We start from the raw sequence: 13771 nt of genomic DNA on the forward strand, positions 1-13771 counted from the left end.
TCGACCCGGAGGAACGCCTCCCATGTTCGACACAGTTCTGGTCGCCAACCGCGGCGAGATCGCTCTCCGGGTGATCCGCACCCTGCGGCGGCTCGGTGTGCGCTCGGTCGCCGTGTTCAGCGACGCCGACGCCGACGCGCCGCACGTCCGCGAGGCGGACGTCGCGGTCCGGCTCGGCCCGGCCGACCGCAGCGACAGCTCCGCGGCCGAGACCTATCTGCGCACCGACCAGATCCTCGCCGCCGCCCGCCGCACCGGCGCCCAGGCCGTCCACCCCGGCTACGGCTTCCTCGCCGAGAACGCCGGCTTCGCCCGCGCCTGCGCCGACGCCGGCCTCGTCTTCATCGGACCTCCTCCCGGTGCGGTCGAACTGATGGGTGACAAGATCAACGCCAAGGAGGCCGTCCGGACCGCCGGCGTCCCGGTGGTCCCCGGCAGCCAGGCCACCGCGCCCACCGACGAGGACCTCCTCGCCGCCGCCGAGGAGATCGGCTACCCCGTGCTGCTCAAGCCGTCCGCCGGCGGCGGTGGCAAGGGCATGCGCCTCGTGCGGGACCCCGTCGACCTGCCCACCGAGATCGCCGCCGCCCGCCGCGTCGCCCGGACCGCCTTCGGCGACGACACCCTGCTGCTGGAACGCTGGATCGACCGACCGCGCCACATCGAGGTGCAGGTGCTCGCCGACGCCCACGGCGCCACCGTCCACCTCGGCGAGCGCGAGTGCAGCCTCCAGCGCCGCCATCAGAAACTGATCGAAGAGGCTCCCTCCGTTCTCCTCAACGCCGAGACCCGCGCCGCGATGGGCGCCGCGGCCGTCCGAGCCGCGGAGTCCTGCGGCTACACCGGGGCCGGCACCGTGGAGTTCATCGTCCCCGGCATCGACCCGGACTCCCCCACCACCACCTCCGCCGAGGAGGGGGTTCGGGACTTCTTCTTCATGGAGATGAACACCCGCCTCCAGGTGGAACACCCCGTCACCGAACTCGCCATCGCCGTCGGCGACGATTCAGCCCGACTCGACCTGGTCGAGTGGCAGCTGCGGATCGCCTCGGGCGAACGGCTCTCCTTCGATCAGTCCGACATCTCCTTCCTGGGCCACGCCATCGAGGCCCGGATCTGCGCCGAGGACCCGGAACGGGACTTCCTGCCCACCGGCGGGCGCATCCTCGTCCTGGACGAGCCCCGGGGCGAGGGCGTACGCGTCGACTCCGGGGTCGCCCCCGGATCCGTCGTCACCAGCGCCTACGACCCCATGCTCGCCAAGGTCATCGCGTACGGGCCCGACCGCCCGACCGCGCTGCGCCGGCTCCGCGCCGCACTGGCCGACACCCGCATCCTGGGCGTCACCACCAATACGGGCTTCCTGCGACGGCTACTCGCACACCCCGAGGTCGTCGCCGGCCGACTGGACACCGGCCTGGTGGAACAGACGGCCCAACAGCAACCCGCCCTGCTCGCCTCGCCGTACTCCCCGACGAACGCGGCGGGTGCGACGAACGCGATGAACGCGGCGGATGCAGCACATGCGGCGCATGCGGCGAACGAAGCGAGCGCGGCAACCGCGGTGAACGAAGCCGACGCCGAAGCGACCGGCCCGCTGACGGTCGAAACACCACCACCTGCCCACCTCCTCTACTACGCGGCCGCGCTGGCGCGGCACCTGGACCTGACCCCGGCCGCCGACCCCGGCGGCTGGACCGACCCGTTCTCCCTTCCCTCCGGCTGGCGCCTGGGCGGCACCCCCGCCTGGACCACCCACCGACTCCGTACCCCCGGCCAGGACCCGGTCTCGGTGCGCATCCGTTCGATCACTGCGGGCAACGTAGCCGATGCCACTGACAATCCCGCCGAGCTCACCCGCGAGGTGGAGCTCCGACTCGACGCCGGCCACGTCCACCGCGCCCGCGCGACCCTGACCGCCGACCGGCTGCACCTGACCGTCGACGGACTGCAGACCACGTTCGCGCTGGCCACCGACGCCACCCCCGGCCTCGCCGCCGGCCCGGTGACCTGGCTCGGCGTCGAGGGCGACGCCTGGTCGCTGCACGCCTACGACCCGGTCGGCGAGAGCACCGCCGGAACCGCCGCCCACCACGGCGCCCTGACCGCCCCGATGCCCGGGACCGTCACCGTCGTCAAGACCACGGCGGGCGAGACGGTCCGCAAGGGCCAGCCCCTGCTCGTGTTGGAGGCCATGAAGATGGAACACGTGATCACCGCCCCGCACGACGGCGTGGTCGCCGAACTGCGGGCCACCGCCGGCGCCACCGTCGCGATGGAGGAACTGCTGGTCGTGGTCGCCCCGGCCGAGGACGACGCCGCCGAGCAGTCCGCCCCCGTGCCCGCCGAGGTGCGGTCATGACCGCCCCCGCCCGCGAACCCGACGCGCTGGACCTGGGCCTGCCCGACCCCGTCCGTGCCGCCGGCCTGCCCGAGGAGGTCCGGATCCACGAGGTCGGGCCGCGCGACGGCCTGCAGAACGAGGGCTCCCTGGTGCCCGTCGAGGTCAAGGCGGAGTTCATCGCCCGGCTCGCGGCCGCCGGGCTGCGCACCGTCGAGGCGACCAGCTTCGTTCACCCGAAATGGGTACCGCAGCTGGCCGACGCCGAGGAGCTGATGCCCCGGCTCGCCGGTCTGCCGGAGCGTCACCCCGGCCTGCGGCTGCCGGTGCTGGTGCCCAACGAGCGCGGCCTCGACCGCGCGCTCGCCCACCACGCCACCGACATCGCGGTGTTCGCCAGCGCCACCGAGACCTTCGCCCGCCGCAACCTCAACCGCTCGGCGGACGAGGCGATGGCGATGTTCCGCCCGGTCGTGGCGCGGGCCGCCGAGGCCGGGGTGGCGGTCCGCGGCTACCTCTCGATGTGCTTCGGCGACCCCTGGGAGGGACCGGTCCCGGTCTCCCAGGTGGTCGGGTACGGCGTGCGGCTGCTGGAGATGGGCTGCGCGGAGCTGAGCCTCGGCGACACCATCGGCGTGGCCACCCCGGGCCAGGTCGGCGCCCTGCTGGCCGGCTTCGCACGGGCCGGAGTGCCGGCCGACCGGCTCGCCGTGCACTTCCACGACACCTACGGCCAGGCGCTCAGCAACACCCTGGCGGCTCTGCGCGAGGGGGTCACCACGGTGGACGCCTCGGCGGGCGGTCTCGGCGGCTGCCCGTACGCGAAGAGCGCCACCGGCAACCTGGCCACCGAGGACCTGGTGTGGATGCTGCACGGACTCGGCATCCGGACCGGGGTCGACCTGCGCGCGCTGGTCGCCACCAGCGGCTGGATGGCCGAGCAGCTCGGCCGCCCGAGCCCGTCCCGCACCGTCCAGGCGCTGCTCGGCGCCGCCCGGGGCTGACCCCGCCCCACCGCTCCCCCGGTGCCGGCCACCCGGAACCCGGGCCTCACCAGCACCGGGCCTCAGGCACCGTGTCTCAGGCACCAGGCACCAGGCACCAGGCACCGCTCATCGTCCAACCACACCGTGCGACCGTCACACCATGAGACGGGTGCCGGTCATCCCGCTCACGCCCGCGGCCACCCCGGCCGGGCCCCAGGAGGATCACCATGTTCGACCACCGGCTCAGCAGCGAGTACGAGGACCTGCGGCGCACCGTCGCCGAGTTCGCCCAGGACGTGGTGGCGCCCAAGATCGGCGGGTTCTACGAGCGGGAGGAGTTCCCCTACGAGATCGTCCGCGAGATGGGGCGCATGGGCCTGTTCGGCCTGCCCTTCCCGGAGGAGTACGGCGGCATGGGCGGTGACTACTTCGCGCTCGGCATCGCCCTGGAGGAGCTCGCCCGGGTCGACTCCTCGGTGGCGATCACCCTGGAGGCGGCCGTCTCGCTCGGTGCGATGCCGATCCACCGGTTCGGGACGGAGGAGCAGAAGCGCGAGTGGCTGCCCCGGCTGACCTCCGGCGAACTTCTCGGCGCCTTCGGTCTGACCGAGCCCGAGGGCGGCTCGGACGCCGGCGCGACCCGCACGACGGCGCGGTACGACGAGACCACCGACGAGTGGGTCATCAACGGCACCAAGTGCTTCATCACGAATTCCGGCACGGACATCACCGGTCTGGTCACCGTCACCGCCCTCACGGAACCGATCGCTCGTTCGAGTGAAGAAGGCGAATTCCGCTCGCCAACGCGCGAAATCTCTTCCATCATCGTGCCCACCGGAACCCCGGGGTTCCAGGTATCGAAGAAGTACTCGAAGGTCGGGTGGAACGCATCCGACACCCACGAACTGTCCTTTACCGACTGCCGCGTTCCTGCGGCCAACCTGCTGGGCGAGCGTGGCCGAGGCTACGCCCAGTTCCTGCGGATCCTCGACGAGGGCCGCATCGCGATCGCGGCCCTGGCCACCGGCCTGGCCCAGGGGTGCGTCGACGAGTCCGTCAAGTACGCCGGCACGCGCCGGGCCTTCGGCCGGCCGATCGGCGCCAACCAGGCCATCCAGTTCAAGCTTGCCGACATGGAGCTGCGCGCCCACACCTCCCGCCTGGCCTGGCGGGACGCCGCCTCCCGGCTGCTGCACGGCGAACCGTTCAAGAAGGAGGCCGCGATCGCGAAGCTGTACTCGTCCGAGGCCGCCGTCGACAACGCCCGCGAGGCGACCCAGATCCACGGCGGGTACGGCTTCATGAACGAGTTCCCGGTCGCCCGTTTCTGGCGCGACTGCAAGATCCTGGAAATCGGGGAGGGCACATCGGAGGTTCAGCGCATGCTCATCGCCCGGGAGATCGGCGCCGCGTTCTGAGCCGAGCCGACCGGAGCAACACCCCGCTCCTCAGGCGGTGTTGAGGAGCGGGCGACAGCGGCGAGACGTCCCGAGGGGCGCGCGCAAGCAGCACCATGAGGGGGCGTCAGGGGATCACGATCACCGGGCGGTTGGCCCGCCGCGCCAGCCGTCCGGAGACCGAGCCGAAGATCTTGCCGAGCAGGCCGTGTGTCGTGCCGACGACGATCGCGTCGGCGGCGTACTCACGGCCGACCTCCTCGATCTCGTGGCAGATGTCGCCGCCGCGCTCGATCAGGATCCACGGCACCCCGGTGAGGAAGTCCGCGCAGGCGAGTTCCAGGCCCAGAACCTCGGTCCGGTGGTCGGGGAGGTCGACGAAGACGGGAGGTTCACAGCCTGCCCAGACAGTGGCGGGCAGGCGGTTGGCGACGTGCACGATCACCAGGCCGCACTGCGAACGACGCGCCATGCCCACCGCGTAGGCGAGGGCGCGCTCGCTCGACAATGAGCCGTCGAAACCGACCACGACGCCGTGCTGGAACACCGGGTCGAGGGAGCGCGCGGACGCGTCCTGGGCCGTCGACTCGGTGTGCGCACCAGGCAGGCCGGACGCCTCCGGGCGCTCGGCACCCGGGCCCACGCGGCCCGTCACCGGAGCCCCCGCCGCGTCGACCGCAGACTCGCCACGCCGCTGGCGAGGCCCTGAACGGCCGCGTCGGGCGAGGCCGCCGCGCCGGACGAGGCCACGCAGAGCACGCGCGAAGCCCCGGGGGTCGCCCCGCCCGGGGACGGCTTCCTCGGTGCTCGGGTCACCGGCGCCACCTGGGGTGTCGGCACGGTCACCGGCACGGTCGACTGCGCGGTCACCGGCCTGCTCGTCGGCGCGGTCGGCGGACGGCTCGCCGGCCTGGTCGACGGCGCGCTCGTCAGCGTGCGCGGCGGCCGGCGTGCGGCCCGGTTCGTCAATCTGCCCGTCGGGCTTCCTGCCGGCAGGCAGCAGGCCCGATACCTCGGTGCGCCCGTCGGCTGGGGCGCGGTCCGCGTGGCCGTCGTCGTTCCCGGTCGCTGCGCCCGCGCTGCGGGGGGCGTCCGGTTCCACCGGTCGGGAGGACTCAAAACCAGCCATGGCTCACGGCTCTTCGAGGGAGAGGGGCCAACAGGAGAGGACAACGCTGCCCGGGCAGCAGGCCCGCCCACGGGATGACGTCGGTCTGCGCCGCGCAGCACCGTATGTGACCTGTTCCTTTCAGAGTACGACGGGTAGGAGGCCCAGCCCAGCGGTGAGGCCTCGGAGCGACGTTGTTCCCGCGAAAGGAGGATGCGCCCGCCGACGGCAGTGCGCCCTGCCCGCAGGCGACGCGCCCCCTCCGGAAAGGAGGTTCCCTGGAGCTTGACTGAGCGGACCAGTCGACGCAACAGGCCCACCGGACACCGTGACCGGACTGTCATGGATCGGCGACGATCCGTTGCGACACGTCGCGAACCGTCACGCCCCGCGAGCCTCAGCCGACCCGCCCTGACCCATCCGTACGCCTGGTCCTGGAACCCGTTTCAGCCACTGTGTACGGCTTCGCGACGCTGTCTGGCATTTGCCAGGTGCATAGGCGCAGCCGCTGGCACCATGCTCGGCATGCCCCTGCTCCTGTTCGACCTCGACAACACGCTGCTCCCCAGGGACGCCGCTTTCCGGGCCTGGGCTCAGGATTTTCTGTCCGAACGCGACCTACCGCCCGGAGACCTCGACTGGTTCGTCACCCTCGACGGCGGCGGCTACGTACCGCGCAGCACCGTACTGTCCGCTGTCCGGCGCCGCTACGGTCTGGACGCCTCCGCCGAGTTCCTGCTCGCCCACTACCGACGCGGCATCAACTCCCACATCCACTGCCCCACCGGACACGTCGACGCGTTGCGGGCGGCGCGGGCGGCCGGGTGGACGCTCGGCATCGTCAGCAACGGCGGCACCCGGCCGCAGTTGGAGAAGATCCGGCGGACCGGGCTGGGGCCGCTGGTCGACGGCTGGGTCATCTCCGAGGAGGCGGACTGCGTTAAACCGGATCCGCTGATCTTCGAGATAGCCGCCCAGCGGTGCGGCGTCGCGCCCACCGGGAACTGGGCCGCGCACACCTGGATGGTCGGGGACCACGCGCCAGCCGACATCGCCGGCGCCGAACTGGCCGGCCTGCGCAGCGTCTGGCTGCACCACGGCCGCCCCTGGGCCGAGCCCGGCTACCGGCCGACGCTGAAGGCGGCCGGTCTGCCGGAGGCCGTCGGGCAGGTGCTCGCCGCGCGCAATGCGCCGTCGCCCCGGCCGGGCATCCGCGCGGGCGGCCCGGTCGGGCGGCGCTCCATCGGAGCGCCGGTGCGCGCGACGGCGCTCCTCAGCGCGCGGTCCGGCGCACGGCCGACGGCGGCCGCCTCTGATGGCTCGTTTGCGCCCGCGGTCGTGACCACCGGGGCGGCCGGTGCCCCGGGTGCTGCGGTGGCGGGGTCGGATGTCCGAAACCGCACCGGCGAGCTTGCCGTGGTCGCCGACGGCCGCTCGGGAGGGCCCGCGGGCACGGATCCCGGCGCGAATGCGCGCCGCGTCGCCGCATTGGCGCGCCCAACGCCGGTCCGCGCAACGGCCGATGGGACCGGTCCGGCGCGGACCACGTTCGCCGTGGCGCCGGCGGCCGCCGCCCCGTAGCACCTTCCCGCGCCACCGGCCCGCCTGCCACCCCACCCGCTTCTCGGCCAACCGTCCGCCACGCGGCGGCCCGGCCGTCAGCCGTCAAACGCCAAACGCCAAACGCCAGCCATCAGCCGCCAAACCCCAGCCGTCAACCGTCAGCCGTCAGCCGTCAGCCGTCAACGGAGGTTCGGGTCCACCAGCAGGTGCGGGCCTGCTCGGTGAACCCGAGCTTGCGGTAGAGCGGTTCACCGAGCGAGGTGGCGACCAGGGTGGCAGGGCGGTCGGGATGCGCGTGGGCCAGGGCGGCCTGGAGGACGGCGCGGGCCACGCCCCGGCCGCGCTGGGCGGGCAGCGTGGCGACCCAGTACACCCCGGTGGCCCGGCCGTCGTCGTAGGTGAGGCAGGTGCCCGCGGTGACACCGTCGACGCGCCCCAGCCAGGCCCGCCACCCGGGTTCGCCCCACAGGCGCTCCGGGAGCGCGTCGCCACGGGTCCAGGGCTGCCGGGCGGGCAGCGGGAACCCGTCCACGATCGCCCGCTCGACCTGCGCGAAGGTGTCGCCGTCCAGCGCCTCATCGACCGTCAGGGAGCCGCCGCCGTGCGCCTCCGAGAGGGCGGGGAGGGCCGCCGACGCTCCTTCGACCGGCCCGGGTTCACGGGTCATCACCGGCATGATCGGCATCCGGGTGGCGCCGAAGCGGGTCAGGTCGAGCCCGCCGTACGGGTCTTCCAGGGTGAAGCGGATGGTCTCCCACTCGCCCAGGAGGTCTTCCAACTCACGTTCCACCAAGCCTGGTTCGGTGTACGGGCGAGTGACCACGACGCGGTGCGCGTCCTCCGGGGTGCGGGCGCAGCGAACCGCCGTCCAGCCCGGTCGGGTACGGAACCGCCAGCCGTGCACGCGGGCTTGGGCGAGCCAGAAGGCGGCGGCGTTGTCGTTGGCCTGTTCGAGCCGGCTGTTGGTATTCACGGCAGGACGGTAACCCGGGCGTCGCGCCCCGGTTCCGCCGCCCCGGCCTTGGCCGGATGAAGCCTGGGAGGCGCACAGACTCTTTCTGTGCGCCCTCCCGTGCACCGCCGATTTTCGGTCAATTTCGCGCCGATCCCTCCCGCTTGGGCAAATCCGCAGTCCAGACCCGCCGACCGGGCGCGCGGGAGCCGGACGCCCCAGGACCGGTCCTGCGACAACCAGCCACCGTTGCACCGGCCCTCTTCCCAGAAAGGTCGACGGGTGCCACGCTTCGTGATCGAATGCATCACGCCAAATTGCCATGTCGACATAGCGTCGGATGGTGAACTTGTCACAACGGCAATGGTCCACCCGATAGATTTCGATCTTGGCGAGCAGTGCCGCACCACCCACACCACACCACCGAGGGGGCTTGAGCGCCTTGAGCAGGGTGAGCAGGAGCGACGCGGGTCCTGACAGCGGCCAGGCGGTGGCCGGTATCGCGGGTCGGTCCGCGAGAAGCACTGGCACCTCCGCGATCGCCGCCACCACCCGCAACTCCGGCACCTCGGGCGCCGCCTCGCACTCCCCGTACCCCGCAGTGTCCTCCCCCGGCGGCGCCGCCAACGGCACCACGGCGGCGGCCCCGGAGCACGGCGGGACGACACACGGCGGAGCGACCTACGGCGGACCGGCACACGGCGGAGCGGCGCACGGCGGACACGCCGTCAGCCGAGGCGCCGTCAGCCACCCGCAGGCCTACGGCAGCGACTTCACCGCCTACTCCGGCTACGGCGGACCGAGCGGGACGAACGGGACGAACGGCGCCCCTGGCCTGAACGGCACCCCCGCCGGCGCACTGGGCGGCCCCCTCGCCGGTCTCCCCCTGGGCTCCCCCGGCCACGGCCCGCTGGGCCACGGCGGGCCCGGTGCGAACGGCTCCCCGACCCCGGTCACGATCTCCGCCCCGCGCAAGCTCTCCGGCCGGCGCCGCCGCGAGACCGTCGCGGTGCTGATCTTCGGCGGCGCCCCGATCTTCGAGAGCTCGATCCCGCTCTCCGTCTTCGGCGTCGACCGCCAGGACGCCGGGGTGCCGCGCTACCGACTGCTGGTCTGCGCCGGGGAGGAGGGCCCGCTCGCCACCACCGGCGGCCTCACCCTCTCCGCCCCGTACGGCCTGGAGGCCCTCGCCCGGGCCGGCACGATCGTGGTACCGGCCTGGCGCTCGATCTCGCAGCCCCCGCCGGTCGAGGCGATCACCGCCCTGCGCAAGGCCCACCACGAGGGCGCGCGGATCATCGGGCTCTGCACCGGCGCCTTCGTCCTCGCCGCCGCCGGCCTGCTCGACGGCCGCCCGGCGACCACCCACTGGATGTACGCGCCGACGCTGGCCAAGCGCTACCCCCGGGTGCACGTCGACCCGCGCGAGCTCTTCGTCGACGACGGCGACGTGCTCACCTCGGCCGGCACCGCCGCCGGCATCGACCTGTGCCTGCACGTGGTGCGCAGCGACCACGGCGCCGAGGCGGCCAACGCACTGGCCCGCCGGCTGGTGGTGCCGAGCCGTCGCAGCGGCGGCGGACAGGCCCAGTACATCGATCAGTCTTTACCGGAGGAGATCGGCAACGACCCGCTGGCCGAGGTGGTCACCTGGGCGTTGGAGAACCTCAACCAGCAGTTCGACGTCGAGGTGCTGGCGGCGCGCGCCTACATGAGTCGGCGCACCTTCGACCGGCGGTTCCGCACGCTCACCGGCAGCGCGCCGTTGCAGTGGCTGATCACCCAGCGGGTGCTCCAGGCGCAGCGGCTGCTGGAGACCTCGGAGCTGTCGGTGGACGACGTCGCCCGCCGCTGCGGGTTCCGTTCGCCGGTGGCGCTGCGCGGGCACTTCCGCCGCCAGCTCGGGGTGTCCCCGGCCGCGTACCGGACCAGCTACCGGGCTCGCCGGCCCGGGCCGCAGTCGGCCGTGCCGACCGGCCCGCACGGCGGCGACCTGCGGCTGCCCGGCGCCCTGCCGCACGCGGCGGCGGCCGCCGCGGCCGGGTCGGGCGGGGCACTGTTCGGCGGTGCGCAGCCCGCGCACCAGTTCCCGGCCGGGAACGGCGCACCGATGCCGGGCGGCGCGCACGGGCAGCCGTTGCCGCACGGCGCACCGCCGGTCGCGCCCGGACAGCTGGGCCCGCACGGCCAGCCCGGCCCGTTCGGTCCGGGGCAGGCCGGGACGCCGGCCTCGCAGTCCTTCCACACCCGTGCCGGACAGCCGTATCCGCACCAGCCGGCCGCACAGCAGCCGCACCCCGGGCAGCCGGGTGCGGGGCGCGGTCCGGCGCGGTCACCGCTGGTCCCGCCGCAGGCCGGGCCGGGGGCGGGGCGTCCGCCACGCACCGCGGAGCACGCCGCGGCGGAGGACGGCCACCCCCAGCCGGGGGCGCGCGGCCAGGGACAGGGGCACCGCAGCGCGGTCGAACGGCCCGCGGACGAGCCGGGTACCGCGGCGGGCTCCGCCGGGCGCGGTCACGGCGCGGCGACCGGCCGGGTGCCGGCTCCCGCCCCCGGCGGGCAGCCGACGGCCGGGGCGGGCGAGCTCCGGGGCCGACCGGCGAGGGCGCCGCAGGGCCGTCCGCAGGGCGGCCGGGTGGCGGCGGCCGACGGCGCCCGGACCACCCGCGAGGGCCGCCCCGGGCGGGACGGCCACGCGGTCCGGACCGGCCGGGACGGGGAGCGCCCGGACGGCCACGGCCAGCTCGGCGGCACGGAGGAGCACCAGGCCGAGGGCTGCGCCCCGGAGCCCCGCTCGGCTCCCGCGGTCCCCGCGGCGCGTGATCGCGCCGTAGGGTGACCTGTGTGAATGACCGTTTGGTATGGATCGACTGTGAAATGACCGGCCTCGACCTCGACCGGGACGCCCTGGTCGAGGTCGCGGCGCTGGTGACGGACTCCGAGCTGAACATCCTCGGCGAGGGTGTGGACGTCATCATCCGCCCGCCGGCGGAGGCGCTGGCGAGCATGCCCGAGGTGGTGCGCACGATGCACACCTCCTCCGGGCTGCTGGACGAGCTGGAGCAGGGCGTGACGCTGGCCGAGGCCGAGGAGCGGGTGCTCGCGTACATCCGCCAGCACGTGCCGGAGGCCGGGCGGACGCCGCTGTGCGGCAACTCGGTGGCCACCGACCGCGGCTTCCTCGCCCGGGACATGCCGGCCCTGGAGAAGCACCTGCACTACCGGATCGTGGACGTCTCCTCGATCAAGGAGCTGGCCCGCCGCTGGTACCCGAAGGCGTACTACAACAGCCCGCAGAAGGGCGGCAACCACCGGGCGCTCGCCGACATCCGCGAGAGCATCGACGAACTGCGGTACTACCGCGAGGCGGTGTTCGTCCCACAGCCCGGCCCGGACGCCGACACCGCGCGCGCCATCGCCGAGAAGTACCAGGCCCCGACGGACCGACCGACGGACTGACCGGCGTCCAGGAGGTCCACCGGGGTGCCCGCGTTCGCCGGAACGAAACCCTGGCGCGAGCACCCTCTCGGATCCTGTAGAGTTCTTCCTGTCGGAACGGGAACGCGAGAGCGGGAACGGTCCGGACAGATGGTGGGTGTAGCTCAGTTGGTAGAGCACCTGGTTGTGGTCCAGGTGGCCGCGGGTTCGAGTCCCGTCACTCACCCCAGAGCCCGAGGGGCCGATCTCTTCAAGAGGTCGGCCCCTCGGGCGTTTTCGCGTTCCCTCAGTTGTCCACGGCGGTTCGGGTTTTCCCGGCGCAGGCCTGCCGCCGGAAGCTACCGACTAGTAACATTGCCGCCATGACCACACCTTCGATCGGCCAGCTGCTCGACTCCACCGTGCCGATGGCGCACACCCTCAAGCTCGAGTACCTGGAGACCACCCCGGAACGCGCCGTGCTCCGGCTGCCCGACCAGCCCGCGTACCACAACCACGTGGGCGGACCGCACGCCGGCGCGATGTTCACCCTCGCCGAGTCCGCCAGCGGCTGCATCGTGCTCGCCGCGTTCGGCGACCAGCTCTCCCGGGCCGTGCCGCTCGCGGTGAACGCCGAGATCGCGTACAAGAAGCTGGCCATGGGAGACGTCACCGCCACCGCCGTGCTCGGCCGCCCCGCCGCCGAGGTCGTCGCCGAGCTGGACGCCGGCGGCCGCCCCGAGTTCCCGGTCACCGTCGAGATCACCCGCGCCGACGGCGCCGTCACCGGCGTGATGACCGTCACCTGGACCCTGCGCCCCAACTCCTGACCGTCCCGCGGCCGGTGGCCCCGGGAAGCAGGCCCCGGGGCCACCCGTGCGATGACTGTCCGTGACGGCGGGCGTGACCTCACGACCCGTCCGCTCGTTCTCAACTCACATGCGAGCCAATCACGCGACCAAGCCCCAGGAACCCGCCCCCCGTGGCGGCGTCGGCGTGCGGAGCGCGATCGGCCGGTGGCTGCCCCACCCCCGCGCCGTCGCGGCCGGCGGTGCCCTCCTCGTCCAGCTCTGGGGCTTCGGTGCTCCCGGCGCGTACGCCGCGTCCGTCGACCCGCTGCCGGCCCAGGCACAGCCCGCCGTCCGCCGTGCCCTGCACAGCGGGGCCGTGCACGCCCAGCCCGTGCACAACGGGCAGGCCGTCCAGGCCGGGCAGCCCGCGCGCGACGGCCAGTCAGCCAAGCGGCCCGGCGAGTCCGGGGGCGCGGCGGCCGGGGAGGCGGCCGACTCCCCCGGACTCGCCGGGGACCTGACCGGCACCGGCTCCGACACCGGCGTCACCGGCGCCACCGGGACGGTCGGCGACGTCCTCCAGGACCGGATCCGCTCCGGCGGACTCCCCCTGCCCGGCCAGCGGGCCGCCGTCCCCGACGCCTTCGCGCTCGCCTCCGGTCTGCTCGACCCCGTCCCAACCCAGGGCCGCCCCACCGGGACGCGCGCCTCCCGGGACGGCGAGCCCGCCGAGCTGCGCACCCCCGCACGCCCCGGCACCGGCACCGGCCGCTCCGCCGCCCCGGCCACCTCCGCGCGCCCGCCCGGAGCGGCCTCCGGGGAGTCCGGGGAGTCCACGGTCCAGGAGGCCACCGCGCCGGACGGACCGGGCGCGGTCGGACCCGCCACGAGTTCCGACCAGGCGGGCGCCACCACCGCCGTACCGGCCCCGCCCGGCACGCCCGCCGAGCCGCCCGAGACACTCACGCTCGCCGACACCGCCACGGTGACGGCCCTGGACGACGGCTCCGCCACCGCGACCGCCGTCCTCGCGCCGATCGCCGCCGGACTGCTGCTGACCGGCGCGGCCATGTGCAAACACCGCGGCCTGCCGCGCGGGCACTGAACGGGATGAGGCCCCGGGGATCAGGCCCCCGACCACAGCTCCAGTGCCGGCAGGGGGAGTTCACCCCCGGGGATCGAACCGGACGGCGTGCGGCCGATCCGGGTGGCGCCC

The 13771-nt window shown here is 74.0% G+C and carries 9 protein-coding genes, 1 tRNA gene and 1 pseudogene; 9 read left to right on the forward strand and 2 right to left on the reverse strand.

Annotated elements, in window-relative coordinates; translation table 11 throughout:
• Positions 1-22 precede the first annotated feature (22 nt).
• The 3 genes from P3T27_RS18430 to P3T27_RS18440 all read left to right on the forward strand — a co-directional run bounded on the left by P3T27_RS18430 (position 23) and on the right by P3T27_RS18440 (position 4745).
• Positions 23-2362 carry a biotin carboxylase N-terminal domain-containing protein gene (locus tag P3T27_RS18430; RefSeq protein ID WP_280679798.1) on the forward strand — a complete coding sequence of 780 codons (2340 nt, stop codon included), beginning with the start codon at positions 23-25 and terminating at the stop codon, positions 2360-2362.
• Positions 2359-3345 (forward strand): hydroxymethylglutaryl-CoA lyase, encoded by a 987-nt coding sequence (locus tag P3T27_RS18435; protein WP_280679800.1) that lies wholly within the window; start codon positions 2359-2361, stop codon positions 3343-3345. The genes P3T27_RS18430 and P3T27_RS18435 overlap by 4 nt, the downstream gene beginning before the upstream one ends.
• Positions 3346-3554: 209 nt before the next feature.
• The gene (locus tag P3T27_RS18440) at positions 3555-4745 is read left to right on the forward strand and encodes an acyl-CoA dehydrogenase family protein (protein WP_280679802.1); all 1191 of its coding nucleotides are present in this window, start codon (positions 3555-3557) and stop codon (positions 4743-4745) included.
• A gap of 106 nt (positions 4746-4851) precedes the next feature.
• Here P3T27_RS18440 and P3T27_RS18445 read toward each other — a convergent pair whose 3' ends face one another.
• Entirely contained in the window at positions 4852-5331 is a 480-nt protein-coding gene (locus tag P3T27_RS18445) for a universal stress protein (protein WP_280680176.1), read from the reverse strand.
• A gap of 1026 nt (positions 5332-6357) precedes the next feature.
• Between P3T27_RS18445 and P3T27_RS18450 the strand changes: the two genes are divergently transcribed.
• Complete coding sequence (locus P3T27_RS18450; protein ID WP_280679804.1) at positions 6358-7413, forward strand: HAD-IA family hydrolase; 1056 nt, start codon at positions 6358-6360, stop codon at positions 7411-7413.
• A gap of 154 nt (positions 7414-7567) precedes the next feature.
• Here the strand turns inward: P3T27_RS18450 and P3T27_RS18455 are convergent, their stop codons facing one another.
• Positions 7568-8368 (reverse strand): GNAT family N-acetyltransferase, encoded by an 801-nt coding sequence (locus tag P3T27_RS18455; RefSeq protein WP_280679806.1) that lies wholly within the window; start codon positions 8366-8368, stop codon positions 7568-7570.
• A gap of 937 nt (positions 8369-9305) precedes the next feature.
• On the opposite strand from P3T27_RS18455, the pseudogene P3T27_RS18460 reads away from it, so the two are divergent.
• The 5 genes and pseudogenes from P3T27_RS18460 to P3T27_RS18480 form a co-directional block, all read left to right on the forward strand.
• Positions 9306-10298: pseudogene (locus P3T27_RS18460) on the forward strand (helix-turn-helix domain-containing protein); the annotation flags it as partial.
• 893 nt (positions 10299-11191) lie between these two features.
• On the forward strand, positions 11192-11806 hold the full coding sequence (gene orn / locus P3T27_RS18465; protein WP_280679808.1) for an oligoribonuclease: 615 nt from the start codon (positions 11192-11194) through the stop codon (positions 11804-11806).
• A 132-nt stretch (positions 11807-11938) separates the two neighbouring features.
• A tRNA-His gene (locus P3T27_RS18470) sits at positions 11939-12014 on the forward strand.
• A 133-nt stretch (positions 12015-12147) separates the two neighbouring features.
• Positions 12148-12594: a DUF4442 domain-containing protein gene (locus P3T27_RS18475; protein WP_196948999.1), complete on the forward strand. Its 447-nt coding sequence runs from the start codon at positions 12148-12150 to the stop codon at positions 12592-12594.
• A gap of 109 nt (positions 12595-12703) precedes the next feature.
• Positions 12704-13660 (forward strand): hypothetical protein, encoded by a 957-nt coding sequence (locus P3T27_RS18480; protein ID WP_280679812.1) that lies wholly within the window; start codon positions 12704-12706, stop codon positions 13658-13660.
• Positions 13661-13771 lie beyond the last annotated feature (111 nt).

It is taken from the genome of Kitasatospora sp. MAA19 (assembly GCF_029894125.1).
GTDB lineage: Bacteria > Actinomycetota > Actinomycetes > Streptomycetales > Streptomycetaceae > Kitasatospora.